This is a genomic window from Rothia sp. 110740021-2 (assembly GCF_054263775.1).
The window spans coordinates 1,229,284-1,243,875 of sequence record NZ_JBSZFE010000001.1; the positions used below are offsets into that span (position 1 = coordinate 1,229,284).

General features: G+C 60.4%; 11 protein-coding genes, 1 pseudogene and 1 riboswitch. All 12 genes and pseudogenes read right to left on the reverse strand.

The genetic code is table 11. The features are described from left to right. Window position 1: 1 nt before the first annotated feature. Entirely contained in the window at window positions 2–733 is a 732-nt protein-coding gene (gene pnuC, locus ACUXHH_RS05035) for a nicotinamide riboside transporter PnuC (protein ID WP_279740670.1), read from the reverse strand. Between the two features lie 377 nt (window positions 734–1,110). Then, window positions 1,111–1,310, reverse strand: a riboswitch (FMN riboswitch). Between the two features lie 1,158 nt (window positions 1,311–2,468). Then, window positions 2,469–3,740 (reverse strand): beta-ketoacyl-ACP synthase II, encoded by a 1,272-nt coding sequence (fabF, locus tag ACUXHH_RS05040; RefSeq protein WP_279740668.1) that lies wholly within the window; start codon window positions 3,738–3,740, stop codon window positions 2,469–2,471. A gap of 215 nt (window positions 3,741–3,955) precedes the next feature. After that, window positions 3,956–4,198, reverse strand: coding sequence for an acyl carrier protein (locus ACUXHH_RS05045; RefSeq protein WP_005507475.1), 243 nt, complete (start codon window positions 4,196–4,198; stop codon window positions 3,956–3,958). 202 nt (window positions 4,199–4,400) lie between these two features. Beyond that, a complete protein-coding gene (locus ACUXHH_RS05050; protein ID WP_279755052.1) occupies window positions 4,401–5,426 on the reverse strand; it encodes a beta-ketoacyl-ACP synthase III in 1,026 nt (341 codons plus the stop codon). Between the two features lie 116 nt (window positions 5,427–5,542). Next, a complete protein-coding gene (locus tag ACUXHH_RS05055; RefSeq protein ID WP_458390949.1) occupies window positions 5,543–6,442 on the reverse strand; it encodes an ACP S-malonyltransferase in 900 nt (299 codons plus the stop codon). Between the two features lie 250 nt (window positions 6,443–6,692). Then, the gene (locus tag ACUXHH_RS05060) at window positions 6,693–7,826 is read right to left on the reverse strand and encodes a tyrosine recombinase XerC (RefSeq protein WP_458390950.1); all 1,134 of its coding nucleotides are present in this window, start codon (window positions 7,824–7,826) and stop codon (window positions 6,693–6,695) included. 238 nt (window positions 7,827–8,064) lie between these two features. After that, window positions 8,065–9,846, reverse strand: a complete 1,782-nt coding sequence (gene dprA / locus ACUXHH_RS05065; protein WP_279790455.1) for a DNA-processing protein DprA — start codon at window positions 9,844–9,846, stop codon at window positions 8,065–8,067. Between the two features lie 61 nt (window positions 9,847–9,907). Then, window positions 9,908–11,441, reverse strand: a pseudogene (locus tag ACUXHH_RS05070) (YifB family Mg chelatase-like AAA ATPase). Further along, the gene (locus ACUXHH_RS05075; RefSeq protein ID WP_279740659.1) at window positions 11,441–11,896 is read right to left on the reverse strand and encodes a YraN family protein; all 456 of its coding nucleotides are present in this window, start codon (window positions 11,894–11,896) and stop codon (window positions 11,441–11,443) included. Before ACUXHH_RS05075 ends, ACUXHH_RS05070 begins: the two are co-directional and overlap by 1 nt. A gap of 291 nt (window positions 11,897–12,187) precedes the next feature. After that, complete coding sequence (locus ACUXHH_RS05080) at window positions 12,188–12,514, reverse strand: DUF2469 domain-containing protein (RefSeq protein ID WP_279788610.1); 327 nt, start codon at window positions 12,512–12,514, stop codon at window positions 12,188–12,190. 98 nt (window positions 12,515–12,612) lie between these two features. Beyond that, a complete protein-coding gene (locus ACUXHH_RS05085; RefSeq protein WP_458391033.1) occupies window positions 12,613–13,425 on the reverse strand; it encodes a ribonuclease HII in 813 nt (270 codons plus the stop codon). A 15-nt stretch (window positions 13,426–13,440) separates the two neighbouring features. Beyond that, the gene (gene lepB, locus ACUXHH_RS05090; protein WP_279788613.1) at window positions 13,441–14,553 is read right to left on the reverse strand and encodes a signal peptidase I; all 1,113 of its coding nucleotides are present in this window, start codon (window positions 14,551–14,553) and stop codon (window positions 13,441–13,443) included. Window positions 14,554–14,592 lie beyond the last annotated feature (39 nt).

Genomic DNA, 14,592 nt, shown 5'->3' on the forward strand with positions numbered 1-14,592 from the left:
CTTAAGCACGACCCTTCTGTACATCGGTTACCTCAACGGCCACGTCGGGGAACTGGGTCTGCACCTGGGTCTTCTGCGCCTCCAGGTTGCGGGTGCGCCACCAGACGAAGAAGCCAATCAGGGTGAAGCATCCGTAGAACACGTACATGAAGGAGGTTGCGTAGTAGCCTGCGTTCCACAGTAGCGGCACACCGACCAGGTCAACGGCAACCCAGATGAGCCAGAATTCAACCCAACCGCGCGCCATACCGTAAGTGGCGAGCAGTGAGCCGGTGAAGATCCAGGCGTCGGACCAGACCGGTTCGTAGGAGCCGAGGGCGCGGAAGATGGGGGTGAGCAGCAGAGTACCTGCAACCATAGCGACGACCAGGCCTGTGCGTTCGGTGTTGGTAGCCCACTTGGGGATTACCGCGACACCTTCGGAGGCGTCACCGCCGGAGGCGCGGGTTACGCGCCAGCGGTGCCAGCCCCAGATGGACACGGCAATAAACATGACCTGTCGGCCTGCCTGGCCGAGCATGGTCACGGGGTGCGGGCTGCCGACGAGGGCGCCCAGGAAGACGGTGAGGAGCAGTAGGTTACCGAGAATGCCGACGGGCCACGCCCATACTTTGCGTCGCATGCCACCGAGCGCCGATGCCAAGCCGAATGCGTTTCCGAGAACTTCGCGCACGAGGAGAGACTGGTCCCCCACGTGAATTTGTGCGTCGAAGAGCCACCGCACAATGTCCATTGTTTCTTTCCTCTCTGAGTTGGACCGTGTGTCGGATGCGCTGTGTGCGCATCTGCGGCGGCTCCGGGGAGAGGAACAGAAAAAGGCGCGGCTAACGCGGGCTTCTTAGGGAGTGCCCGGTATCCGTGCTGAGGCGGGAGCGGCGAATCAGCCTACCATGGCTGAAATCAGTGACTGCGGTCGAGGGGAATAATGTACCGGCACCTACGAAAGGTGCCTCTCCCCCGTCATACAGAAAACCGCTGTGCCCTTGGGCAACGGTTTTCTCAAGTATTTTTCTCGAGCAACAGTTTTCTCAAATAACTGCTTCGGTGCACCCTACACGCTACCTCGAGGTTTCTCGGGAGGCTCGGCGGAGTGCGCTCCTGCCTTTTTCTGCTCGTGCTACCTTCCATCCAGACTGTACTGTCGGCACCGGATTTTCACCGGTTCGGCCTCTCTTGCAAGCGGGCGTCTCTAGCGGAGTCTTGGCGTCCTGCGCGGATGCGAAGATTCGTATGATTCTTTGCCTGCCTGCGAGAGTGGTTCGCGGGCTGTGACCGCCGGTTCGGAATTTCACCGACCCCGGAGCACGATGTTGATACTGATTATGCCACAGCGCACGCCGGGGTTTTAATTTGTTTTCTCTGGGATAACTTCCGTGACAAGATGACGTTTTGTGACCACGTTCCGAGTACGTTTTCAAGACCCATCAGCTTGCTTCTATCGACAGTCACCTGTGGAGTCATTTAGGAGTTCTGTTCTTCAACTTTTCGGGGATGATTTATCACGGTTTCATAACGGTGGAGAGTGCTAAACAGGCCAAAGAGTTACAGCGGTTTCCAGCGGATTACCCAGAGCATATTGAACACCCATCACTACCTTTACGACAAGGAATTATAAAATAAGGTTAAATTATTGGTTTAAGGATTAGTTCAGGGGCGGTTTAAGGTTATTCTTATCTACAGGAGCGCCCATCACCGATAAACCGGTTCCGTTGGGAACGACATGATTCGGACCATCCGAGCACTCACATCAACCCCTTAAGCTTCTGCCATTTGAAGCTAGAAAAGCGGAACCGGCGGGGGAGCTCTTCCGATAAACTTCCAGAAGAACGCACAGCGTCCACCTTTCTATGGGGCTCTGTGTGTGTCAACCGGTCATAAACTCCCATTCTTCTGTCGTCGCCTACCGCGGTCCGCGATGGGAGTTACGGGAACCTTACGGGATGGTTGATCCCGTGCGCTCTGCATTGTCTTGTGGAGTGTGGTGTGTTTGGTGGCGTATTCGCAGTACAGGAGCGAATACGCCACCCGTTTTTAACGTGTAAAACCCTGCCTACCCACACTCAGGAGAGCTGCACACGAAACTCAGCCCCACACCGACCTCATATGCCCCGGACTGAGGCAAACTACCCCGAGAAGCTACCCCTTTATATCTTTCCCCGAGGGGCAGGCGACCTAGAGTGTGTACCGGACACGCGAGGTGGGGGCACTCCCCCGCGAGCGGTGTACGGTACAACTTCTCAAACAACTAACCCGCAGGTAAAACTTCATACGCAAACAGGGGCGCCTACGATAGACATCTATCGCAGGCGCCCCTGTTTATTGCCAAGCCTCCAGAGGGTGCCTCTCGGGAATACGACGGGACTCCATCTTCAAGGCGGCTGGGTTATTGATGATTAGGGGCGCCGCAGAGATGGCACTCCCCCGCTAGCATTTCCGACGTGCCCTTTCTATGAGGCTGTCGAAGAGTTTTAGCCCTCTACTGAGCGGAACGCTACAACAGCATTGTGACCGCCGAAACCGAAGGAGTTCGACAGTGCCACGATGTCGCCGGCGGGTAGCTCGCGAGCCTCGGTCACCACATCCAGGTCAATCTGGGGGTCCTTGTTGTCCAGGTTGATGGTGCAGGGTGCGATGCGGTGGTGCAGAGCCAGGACGGTCAGCACAGCCTCAAGGGCACCCGCGCCGCCGAGCAGGTGGCCGGTCATGGACTTGGTTGCGGAGACGGCGATGTTCTTGGTGTGCTCACCGAAGGTTTCGTGCATTGCGGTTGCTTCAGGCAGGTCACCGGCAGGGGTGCTGGTGGCGTGCGCGTTGATATGCACGACGGTCTTCGGGTCAATGTTGCCATCTTCGAGGGCTTCACGCAGTGCGCGGGTTGCGCCGAGTGCTGCGGGGTCCGGTGCGGTGATGTGGTAGGAGTCGGCGGATACGCCGGTGCCTGCTAGTTCCGCGTAGACGCGTGCGCCGCGTGCCTTGGCATGCTCTTCAGATTCGAGGATGAGTGCTGCTGCACCTTCACCCATGACGAAGCCATCGCGGTCAACGTCGTAGGGGCGGGATGCCTTTTCGGGTTCGTTGTTGCGGGAGGAGAGTGCCTGCATCTTGGCGAATGCTGCCATGGGTAGCGGGTGGATAGCTGCTTCAGCGCCACCAACGATGACCACGTCAGCCTTGCCGCTACGAATCATTTCAGCACCCAGCTGCATGGCCTCGGTGGAGGATGCACATGCGGAGACGACGGTCTGCGCTGCGGCACGTGCCTTGAGGTTCATGGAGACTGCTGCAGCGTTACCGTTGGGCATGAGCATCGGAACAGTCATGGGTAGGACGCGGCGGGGACCCTTCTCACGGAGGGTGTCCCATGCGTCGAGGAGGGTCCACACGCCACCAATGCCGGTGCCGAAGGCTACGCCGGTGCGCTCGGGGTCAACTTCTTCTGCAGAGTCGGCGTCGGGGCCGGTGAATCCTGCGTCTTCCCATGCTTCGCGTGCGGCGATGAGGGCGAGCTGACCCGAGGGATCCAGGCGCTTTGCTTCTACCTTGGTGAGGCGGCCGGATTCGAGGGCGGGCACGGCGAGCTGGCCTGCAATGTATACGGGCAGGTCGTATTCCTTGACCCAGGGGTAATCAAGGGTAGATACACCAGATACGCCCTTGGTTGCGTTTTCCCAGGTGGTGGGGACGTCGCCGCCAATGGGGGTGGTCGCGCCGAGGCCGGTCACCAGCACTTTTCGAGACATTGTGGCACTTTCTCTTCGGTGGTCGATTTGGTGGTTTATCCGGTGGTGTGTGGATAAAAACCTGTAGGTCCCGGGGGGGGTATACGTGTGTGTTCCGCGTGGGGTCCGCACTGCGGGTTCCTCGCTGTATTCCCGGGGTGTATTGGGTTAGTTGGGTAAACAGCGATGCGGCGCGGGCCGGTGAGAGCCCGCGCCGCATCGTTATTGGTGATAGCTTAGGCAGCGTTCGCGATGAACTCGACTGCGTCGCCAACGGTCTTGAGGTTCTTGACCTCTTCGTCCGGGATGGTCACCTCGAACTTCTCCTCAGCGTTCACGACGATGGTCATCATCGAGATGGAGTCGATGTCCAGGTCCTCGGTGAAGGACTTGTCTAGCTGAACGTCCTCAACCTCAACGCCGGTCTCTTCGTTAACGATTTCTGCCAGACCTGCGAGGATCTCTTCCTTGTTAGCCATTCAGGGGCTCCTTTGTTGTTCGATGGTCATCGCACCCGCCGGTTGGGGGTACGTGTGCATTACCGAGTTTATCGTGTCTACGTGGTGTACGCATGCGGAAACTCGGAGTTTAGGGGATGCTTTCCCGCTTTATTTTCTTTCTCGTGCACCGGTGTGGTGCCGGTTATGAGGGGCGGTGAGCATCGGGCTCTTGTGGTTTTCCTTAGGGAAGGACGACTACCTGAGCTGCGAATGCCAGGCCGGCACCGAAACCAATCTGCAGGGCGAACTTGCCGGAGAGTTCCGGGTTCTCCTTAAGCAGGCGATGTGCGGCGAGGGGGACCGATGCGGCGGAGGTGTTACCAGCATCAACGATATCGCGTGCCACTGCCACCGTGTCGGGAAGCTTGAGGGTCTTGACCATCTGGTCAATGATGCGGGCGTTTGCCTGGTGCGGGATGAGCGCGCCAAGCTCGTCGGGGGTGATGCCGGCGGTTTCGAGTGCCTGCTTGGCGACCTTTGCCATTTCCCATACTGCCCAGCGGAAGACGGAAGGGCCGTCCTGTCGCAGGGTGGGCCAGATCTTTTCGCCTTCCTGTACGGGGTTTGCTACGAAGTCGCGGTTGCGAATGTCTAGCATCGAGCGGTCCATGCCAACGGTGCCCCAGCGGGAGCCGTCCGAACCCCATACAGTGGGAGCGATACCGGGTTCGTCGGAAACGCCCACGACTGCTGCGCCTGCGCCGTCGCCGAGCAGGAAGGAGATGGTGCGTTCGGTGTTGTCAATGAAGTCGGAGAGCTTCTCAACGCCGATGACCAGCACGTGCTTTGCGGTGCCTGCGCGGACGAGGGCGTCTGCCTGGGCGATGCCGTAGCAGAAACCTGCACACGCTGCGGAGATATCGTATGCGGGGCACTTGGAGCCGATTGCATCGGCGACCAGGGTTGCCAGGGAGGGGGTTGCGTAGGGGTGCGAGATGGTCGAGATGATGACCGCCTCAATGTCCTCACCGGCTACACCGGATGCCGCCAGGGCGTCCTTGGCGGCACCGATGGCGAGGTCAGTTACGGACTGGTTTTCGCTGGCGCGGTGGCGAGTTGCGATACCAGTGCGCTGCTTGATCCACTCGTCGGAGGAGTCGATTGCCTCAACGATGTCATCGTTGGGGACGATGACCTCACCGCGGGCTGCGCCGTAACCGAGGATGCGGGAGTAGCGGTTGATTTCGTACTGCTTGAGGGTAGTCACGTATTCAATCCTTAGTGCTGATGCTCGCAAGACACTGTGTGCCTCGCATGTCTAAAGTGCATGTCTAGTGTGAAGGGTTCCTAGCGCAGGGAGAGCTGGGTTCTCTCCTCTGGCGTTTAGCCCTTCAGTGAGGCGAGGTCCTCCGGAGCGTTGATGGAGGTGCCGGGCACGCCGCGCATCGCGCGCTTTGCCAGCCCGACCAGGGTGCCTGCGGGGGCGACCTCGATAATGCTGGCGACTTCACGTTCAAGCAGGGTTGCCATGCACAAATCCCAGCGCACGGGGCTGGTCACCTGGGAGACGAGGGTCTTGACGAACTCTTCACCGGATGCCACTGCGGAACCATCGCGGTTGGTCAGTAGCGCGGAGGTCGGGTCGGATACCTGCAGGGCTACGGCGAACTCTTCCAGTGCGGGCACGGCGGGTGCCATTGCCTCGGTGTGGAATGCGCCAGCGACCTTCAGAGGGATGACGCGTGCGCGTGCGGGCGGGTTCGCGGCGAATGCTTCAATGGCGGGGATGGGGCCTGCGGCTACGATCTGGCCGCCGCCGTTGGAGTTTGCTGCGACGAGGCCTGCTGCGTCGATGGCTTCGCGGACGTTTTCTTCAACGCCTCCGAGTACTGCAGCCATGCCGGTCGGGGAGGCGGCTGCCGCCTCCGCCATGCCGTTGGCGCGCACGCGCACGAAACGCATTGCGTCTTCGTCGCTGAGTACGCCTGCAAGTGCCGTTGCTGTGATTTCGCCGACGGAGTGGCCCGCGATGATGAGCTCTTCACCGTCGAGTTCGTGCAGTGCGAGGCGACCGGTGACGATGCCTGCAGCCACGATGAGGGGCTGGGCGATTGCGGTGTCCTTGATGGTTTCTTCTTCGGCTTCAGTACCGTAGTGAATTAGGTCGATGCCTGCCGCTTCGGAGAGTCGTTCCAGGTGCTCACGCACACCTTCAATCTCGAGCCAGGGGCTCAGGAAGCCTTTCTTCTGAGAACCCTGTCCGGGGCAAACGAGTGCGCGCATGCGGTGCGACCTTTCTAGTTTTTAATACTCGTACGCGGTGCCTCCGTAGAGACGGATACCACGGTTAGTCTGTTACCTATGCTACCTTGTTCAGCGGCTTTGCATAAACATCGCTGTGCAGAAAGTTTAGGGTGCACAGGATATCCAGATAGACATTGAACAGTGTATAGCTTAGATTGAATTCACCCATTCGTACAACCCGCACGGGCAAGATTCAAATAGAGAGACAGCTAACTTTCGGGTTCCACCCCTATGCTCGCGGATGCGCCCGAGCATACGTCTCCGCCAGACGCTTCATCGACACGTGCGTGTAAATCTGCGTGGTCGCCAACGACGAATGCCCCAATAGCTCCTGCACCGAACGAATATCGGCACCACCATCAACCAGATGAGTCGCCGCCGAATGACGCAAAACGTGCGCACCCGAGGCGGTTGTGTTCTCCACCGTGCGCAGCAAGCGGGTCAGATCCTCACGAATCTGACGGGCATTCGCACGCCCACCCCGAGGGCCAATAAACAGAGCCGTCACGCCCTGAGCGCCCTCCGGAATCCACTGCGGACGACCATACGAAACCCAACGATTCAACGCCTTGAGCGCCGGGGTACCCAACGGCACCACTCGCTCCTTATTGCCCTTACCCAGCACGCGCACCGTCTTATTTGCCCGGTCCACACTTTGCAAATCCAGGCCGGTCAGCTCAGAGATACGCATGCCCGAGGCGTACAGCACCTCAACCACAGCTTCCAGGCGCAGCAGGCGCGCATCACGAGGATCCTGCACCCGGCGCTCCTGCAGAGTAGTCAGTAACTGGTTCATCTGCTCCTGGCTCAGCACCGGCGGCAGGTGATTCTCCCGCTTGGGGGTGCGCATACCGCGCGTGGGATTGGCGTGCACCAGTTCCTCATCCTGAGCCCAGGTGAAGAACGTACGCAGGGTCGAGCCGCGGCGAGCCACCGTAGAACGAGCCGCCTGCCGCAGATGTAGCGAACCCAACCACTCACGAATCAGGGACGCATCAATACTCTCCAGATGCCGCACACCGCGGCGCGCCATATATCCGAAAAAGCCCTCCAAATCCGAAATATAGGAACGAATCGTCTCTTCAGAACGGTGCTTCTCATAACGCAGAAAACGCTCAAAACGGTCCAGGACGGGGCGGAATACTTCGCCAGAAACGCCCAGCGCTGATTCAGGTAAGGCGGAGCCAGGCAGGGCTGAATCCAGGCGTTCGCCGTGCCTCTGTGGGTTATCTGCGGCGAGGCTGCGGGTATAGGTCACCGGCAGGGTCGCAGAGGGAGCATCATCCCGGTTCTCATCCCGGTATTCTTCCGGGTTCTCGTTCCGGTTTTCAGCCCAGTTTTCGTGCTGGCGGGCGGGAGTCATGCGTCCCTCCTTTCGTGGTTCCGGCTCCTGGGTCTAGCGGCATTGATGTTTCTCGACGTTGTATTTCTATTCCCCACGCATCTGTCGATAGGGCGGCGGGGTAGGCTCCGCACCAGTACGCGCAGGCCTACCCCAATTGTAGAGAGGTCCAGTCTCCTCTACATGCCGCCCTGTCATGACCGGCTCTCACAACCCGCTACTGCCTCAGGTGTTCAGTAGGGGTGTTCAGGGGGCTCTTCTACGCTGCAACAGCCGGGCGGACCTTTCTCCAGCTTGTTCCGCTACTCTCCGCTAGGCCGCAGCGCTCCAGGTGGAACAGATCAGCCATCACGTCGCGAGCACTCAACCCAAGGGCTGCGGCAATCTCGTCCACGCCACGGTAGGAGCGCGGGCTCAAGTCATCCCAGACCCTGCCCTGCCGTTCGGTCAGCTCATCCAGCGTGCTAGAGGAGGCAGCCTGATCCCACTCGCTCTCGTGCTCGGTGCCCAGCTCGAAACCCGCGGCGGCATCGTATTCGAGAATGTCGGCGGCCTCGGTAAGTGTTTGCGCTAGTCCATCACGTAGCAGACGGTTCGTGCCCACCGAATTCGGCGAGTTAATCTGGCCCGGAACCGCCCAGAGAGTACGCCCAATCTCCATTGCGTGACGAGCCGTATTCAGCGCACCGGAACGCCAACGTGCCTCCACCACAATGGTATGCCGCGCTAACGCCGCAATCAGCCGGTTACGCTCCAGAAAACGCCACCGCGTGGGGGTATTACCCACGCTCACCTCGCTCATGATGAGCCCTCGGTCAATAATCATGTTCAGCGCATCCGAGTTCTGCGCCGGGTACAGCCGGTCCAACCCACCCGCCATGAAAGCGATGGTCGGCAGGTCGCTACCCTGCTGGGTCAGCGCCGCCCGATGCGCCGCAATATCAATGCCCATCGCACCGCCAGAAATCACCGTGTACCCGTGGCGCGCCAGCTCAGCGGCGAGGTGGGTCGTCGCCTCCGTACCGTAGATGCTCGGGTCACGCGAACCGACCAGCGCCACGCTCGGGGTAGAGGCCAAATCCAGCAGGTGCCGCGAATCGCCTCGGCACCACAGCCCGTATGGTCGAGCAGGCCCCAAATCGTTCAGCTGCGGCGGCCACAGCGGATCAGCAGGAGTGACCAGCCACGCCCCGCAGGTTGCCGCCATATGCGCCTCCGCGTTCAGGGTGCGTTCCATGCGGCGGTTCCAGCGCAGGCGGCGGGTCGCGAGCAACTTGCCGAACTTATCGCGGCTCATCTGATGCTCACCCGGCGTGTAGTAGCCATTCGCGCTGGAGAACAGGGCGGACTCTCCTGCCGCAGGCGCACCCACCGAGTGCAGAAATTCGCTGAGCTGTTCGTCCGGTTCGCCGTTCTCCCAGGTGTACTCATCCGGGATATGCCCGGTCAACAGGTAGTGCAGGGTCAGCGGCGCACCCAGGCTGGCGAGGGATTCGACTACGAGCTCATCGGCGGGCTCCGCGTAGCGCATCAGTTGAGCGGTGCAGCAGCGGATGTACTCACGACACGCCGCCTCAAGCTCCGGCGCGCTGAGGGCGGGATTGAACAGGGGCTCAGGAGTGAACAGATGTACAGGATCAGAGCCGCTGGAGGCTGTGCCCACCGCCGGTTCGGGGCGCTCGCTCTGTAGCCCCTCACCCTGTAGCTCCTCTCCCGGCTGTTCCTCCCGGCTCAGTTTCTGCTGATTCATCTCTTCCAGATACACCGGGTTCAGGCAGGAGGCGAGGAATCCCGGCAACCGCGCCCCGTTGTATGGGCTCGGCGAAGGCTCCTGCCCCAGCGACAGGATATGAGCCGCCCTCTCACGCACCAGGGCGTGCACATCCAGAGTGCGACCGGGCAGGCGGATTTGCAGTACCTCCTGTACAAAATCCTCAGCCGCGCTCTCTTCTGGCGCTTGCTCTTCCAGTGCTGTTTCTCTCAGCCCATAATCTTTCAATTCGGTATCTTCAACTCGTTTTCTCAGTTTCTTCTCACTCATGACGTTCTTCTCCTCTCGTGGGTGATTCCTTCTATAAACCAGCACGCTATGTCAACTGTCTCTATTTCAGCTGCCCCTGCTGCCGCAGGAAAAGCGCCACATCCAGATGCTCCCGGCTCGGGTAGGCGGCACCTTCCAAATCAGCGAGGGTCCAGGCGATACGCAACACCCGGTCATAGCCGCGAGCCGTCAGCGTTCCTCGATCCACGGCGGCGTTCAGCTCGCCGGTGAGCTTCGCATCCAGACGCAGCGGACCTCGCAAAATTTTGCCGTTCATCTCCGCATTCGTTTTCAACCCGTACGGTTCCAGGCGCTCCCGCTGAGCCTGCCTCGCCGCCATAACGCGCTCGCGAATCTGCGCCGAGCTCTCATTCACCTGACCGCCCGCAAGCTCCGTGGACGACACCTTCGGAACCGTCACATTCACGTCAATACGGTCCACCAGCGGGCCGGACAGCCGCCCAAAATAGGCGCGACGCTCACGCGGAGCACACGTGCACTCCGTACCGGTACCCACGTTCATGCCACAGGGGCACGGGTTCGCCGCCAGAATCAGCTGAAAACGCGCCGGATACGTCGCCGATGCACTCGAACGGTCCAGAGTCACGGTCCCCGACTCCAGGGGTTGACGGAGCGAATCGAGCACCGTGCGTTTAAACTCCGGCGCCTCATCGAGAAAGAGCACGCCGCGGTGCGCTTTAGACACGCAGCCTGGGCGGGGAATGCCGCTGCCGCCACCCAAAATCGCTGGCGCGGAGGCGCTATGATGCGGCGCCTCAAACGGCGGCTGACGCACCAGCTCGCTCAGGTGCTCCCCCGCCGAGCAGAGGGAACGAATCGCGGTCACCTCCATCGCGGCATCGTTGTCGAGGGTCGGCAGGATGCTCGGCAGGCGCTCCGCCAGCATGGTTTTACCCGAACCAGGCGGTCCGCAGCATATGGTGACCACCCGCAGCGGCAATTTCCAGGGCGAAACGGCCCTGTGACTGACCGGCGACATCGCTCATATCCGAGGGAATTTCAGCCGGTTTCACTACCGGTACGCTCGCCTCAGTCTGCGGGGCGGGCGGGTAGGTCAGCTTCTGACTCTCCGCGCCGAGAGCGGCAAAAACCTCTGCCAAGCAGCGGAAACCGCTCACCTGCGCGCCGGGGATGAGCGCCGCCTCCTCAGCATTTTCGGCGGGCACAATCACGCGGTGGTGTCCGGCATCCACGGCAGCTTTGACTGCCGGCAGGATGCCCGGCACGGGGCGTAGCGTTCCGTCCAGTCCCAGCTCACCCAAAAAAACGCTATCGCCGCTGGGGTGCAGTTTCTTCTCCGCCTGTAGCGCCGCAACCACAATGGCTAGATCAAACGCAGAGCCGCGCTTGGGTAGGGTCGCCGGGGTCAGGTTCACGGTGAGTCGGTGCTGAGTGAGGGTGATGCCGGTATTCTTCGCGGCGGAGCGTACACGCTCTTTCGACTCGTTAAGGGCGGTATCGGGCAGGCCCAGTAGCACGAAGCCGGGCAGGCCCTGTGAAATATCAGCCTCGACGTCAACAATGTGCCCACGCAAGCCCACGAGCGCCACGGAATAGGTGCGTGCGAATCCCATTACGCCACCGCCTTCAGATGCTCGAAGGTGAAGGTTTCGCAGGATCCAGTCACCGCAATTGCGTCAATGCGAAAGCGCGGAAAATCCAGGTTCTCGCGCAGCCTGCACCAAAGAATCGCCAGCGAGCGCGTGCGGCGCGCCTTATCGCGGTCAATAGACGCGAACGGGTGCCCAAAATCTTCGCTGCTGCGGGTCTTGACCTCAATAAAAACCAGTTCGTCCTCGGGGTCAATGGCGATCAGGTCGAGCTCACCGCGGATTTGTTCGTATTCCAGTCCGGCAGGCGGGCGCCAATTCCTCTCCAGAATCCGGTAGCCATTCGTCTCCAGGATGCGGGCGGTCAGTTCCTCGCCCCATCTACCGACGCTGTGGGCGCGGGGTGGGGTTCGGTGGATTCGGAGTCTGTTGGGTGCGTTTTGGGTTGTGGCGTGGGCTGTTATTCGGGCTGTTGTCATGGGTCTCTCCCGGTAGATAGCGGTAGTGCTTCTACTGTGCCCGCCGCGCGCGTGCCCGAACGTGGTTAACGAAAAACTGTGGATAACCTCAGTTCTCAGAAGGAATTAGAGGTTATCCACAGCTATTTATTTGAAATTTTGGGGCATATTTTTCAAAAACGCCGCTCGGGTGCCAATTCACCGCGTCATATTCGCGTAGTTTCATCGCGCGGTTTCATCACCTAAGTTCTGCCGCCCAGCAGCTCGGCACTGGTGCGCTTACCTCCGGCAAGGCGGTGAATCAGGCCTGAGCTAGGCGTTAAAGTCCGGCATTTCCGGCACGGTGAACTCCTGGTTGGGCAGGCGCTCCTCCACGTTCACATCACGCACCGAGTATGCGTGCACCTTCTTCACAAAGCGGTTGGAGCGGAATACATCCCACACCCACACGTCGCTCATGCTCACCTCAAAGTAGAGGGTGCCGTCCTGCACCTGCGGGGTGACGTCCACCTGGTTTGCCAGGTAGAAGCGTCGGTCGGTTTCTACCGCGTAGCTAAAGAGCGACATGACGTCTTTGTATTCGCGGTAGAGCGCCATTTGGGCGTCGGTCTCGTAGTTTTCGAGGTCTTCTGCGCTCATTACTCTTCCTTTCCTGGGCTTTCTTAGTACTGATTCAGCGGTGGCACGTTAGGCTTTCGCCAGCTTCCGAGGCGCGGTCTTCAGGAACGCCACGCGCCCTAGCCGCGCTGTGTCGCGGCGGCCTTAATCTGCTCGGCGGTCGCCGGAAGCGACCATGACAGTCGATGCTGCGGGCTGGGGCCCTGCACGCTAATCGCCTCGCGGTGAGCGGCGGATCCGTAGCCCTTGTTGTTTGCCCAGCCGTACCCCGGGTAGCAGGCATCCAGCTGGACCATCAGCTCGTCACGTTCCACCTTCGCAACCACCGATGCGGCGGCAATGGAGGCGCATTTGTAGTCGCCCTTAATGACCATGGTCACCGGCATCTGCGCGGGCTCACCTGTGCCCTCCCATGCCTGGGCGAGCAGTGCGTTATAGTGTGCCTGCGCCGGGTCCGGTGCCAGCGCACTGAACAGGTCCTCCTGCGGAGGGGTAAACCAGTCGTGCTTACCATCCAGCAGGGCGGCGTCGGCACGGTATCCGCGGCGCGCCAGCTCAGCGAGCGCACGCTGAGCGGCAAGTCTCAGCGAGAGGGTCATGCCGAGCCGGTCAATATCTGCCGGTTCCACGTGGCCGACTGCCACGGCGCACCACTGGCGGATTTCGGGAACCATGGATTCGCGGCGTGCCGGTGAGAGTGCTTTGGAGTCGATTAGCCCGCCCACTTCGAGGGTGGCGTCCGGGGTGAGGATTGCGACGCCCACGGTGACCGGGCCCGCCATGGAGCCGCGGCCCACCTCGTCGATTCCGGCAACCGTGCGGGTGCCGGAGGCGAAGAGCTGCTGCTCGTATTCGAGGTCGGCGGCAGGCGGTGTTGTCTTCGCAGGCTTAGATTGAGCGGGTTTCCTTGCACTCTTCTGAGCGCTCACCATCATTCCCAAGCTCGCTTACTCGCTCGGGGTGGAGGTCGGCTCGGGAATCGAGGAGAACACTGAGCTCTGATCCTGTAGCAGACCGAAGTGGTTCAGCGGCCACGCCACCACGAATACGTTACCCTGCACGTCGTCCTTGGAGATGAACGCGGTGCCGTCGCTAATGTGGTAGCGGGAGTCGGCGGAGTTGCTGCGGTGGTCACCCATCACGAAGTACTTGCCGGCGGGCACGGTCACCTTGAAGGGGATCTCCGAGGGCTGGTTGCCGGGGTACAGGTACGGTTCGGTAATTTCTACACCATTGACCTTGACCTTGCCGTTTCCGTCGCTTTCGACCACGTCACCGGGGGTACCAATAACACGCTTGACTAGGTAGTTCGATGAGGTATCCGGCAGAATACCCATGAAGGACAGGCCGTCCTTGAGCGGGTTGCTGGATTTTTGGGTGGAGGGAATCCAACCCTGAGAGTCCTTGAAGACAATGACGTCGCCGCGCTTGGGATTGCTAAAGTAGGAGCCCGCCACGTTAATGAACACGCGGTCGTTCACCTGCAGGGTCTGCTCCATGGAGCCGGAGGGAATGTAGAAGCCACGCAGCAGGAAGGTCTTGACCAGGAATGCGATGACCAGCGCGTAGAGGATGACAGTGCCGCCCTCGCGTGCCTGTACCCAGAGCCATTCGCCGAGTCGGCCTTCTTCCTGCGCCTGGGAGTAGGTCAGCTCTGCTTGTTCGGCGCGCTTTGCCTTGCGGCGTTCCTTGGGGGTCATTTCGGAGAAGTCCTTGGTAGTTTCCACATCTGCGGTAGTCTCCTCATCGCCGGTTTCTTCACGCTCGGTATTCTTCACCGCGGCGTTCTTCTTCGCTTCCTTCACGGAGGAAGAAGTCACGGCGGCGCTTGCCTCGGCGCTAGCTACCAGCTCACGAGTGCTCTCGGTATTACATTCGGTCGCCCCGGTAGCGTCCGCATTCTCTGCGGCGCTCTGCTCAGTAGCTGCATTCTCAGCTGTGGCCTTCTCAGCGGCGAGACGTGTGAAGTATTCTTCCATTTCTCGGCGCTCGCGGCGGCTTTGAGGCTGGTATCCCTCAGGGAAGGGGCTGGTGTTCGCAGTGTTCTTGTCGTCTGCCATGCTGGAGTGAGCCTTTCGTTTGAGAGATACCTAGCTCGG

Coding starts and splice junctions, on each gene's coding strand:
- pnuC (WP_279740670.1), bottom strand. CDS start 733: ATGGACATTGTGCGGTGGCTCTTCGACGCACAAATTCACGTGGGGGAC.
- fabF (WP_279740668.1), bottom strand. CDS start 3,740: ATGTCTCGAAAAGTGCTGGTGACCGGCCTCGGCGCGACCACCCCCATT.
- ACUXHH_RS05045 (WP_005507475.1), bottom strand. CDS start 4,198: ATGGCTAACAAGGAAGAGATCCTCGCAGGTCTGGCAGAAATCGTTAAC.
- ACUXHH_RS05055 (WP_458390949.1), bottom strand. CDS start 6,442: ATGCGCGCACTCGTTTGCCCCGGACAGGGTTCTCAGAAGAAAGGCTTC.
- ACUXHH_RS05060 (WP_458390950.1), bottom strand. CDS start 7,826: ATGACTCCCGCCCGCCAGCACGAAAACTGGGCTGAAAACCGGAACGAG.
- dprA (WP_279790455.1), bottom strand. CDS start 9,846: ATGAGTGAGAAGAAACTGAGAAAACGAGTTGAAGATACCGAATTGAAA.
- ACUXHH_RS05075 (WP_279740659.1), bottom strand. CDS start 11,896: ATGACAACAGCCCGAATAACAGCCCACGCCACAACCCAAAACGCACCC.
- ACUXHH_RS05080 (WP_279788610.1), bottom strand. CDS start 12,514: ATGAGCGCAGAAGACCTCGAAAACTACGAGACCGACGCCCAAATGGCG.
- ACUXHH_RS05085 (WP_458391033.1), bottom strand. CDS start 13,425: ATGGTGAGCGCTCAGAAGAGTGCAAGGAAACCCGCTCAATCTAAGCCT.
- lepB (WP_279788613.1), bottom strand. CDS start 14,553: ATGGCAGACGACAAGAACACTGCGAACACCAGCCCCTTCCCTGAGGGA.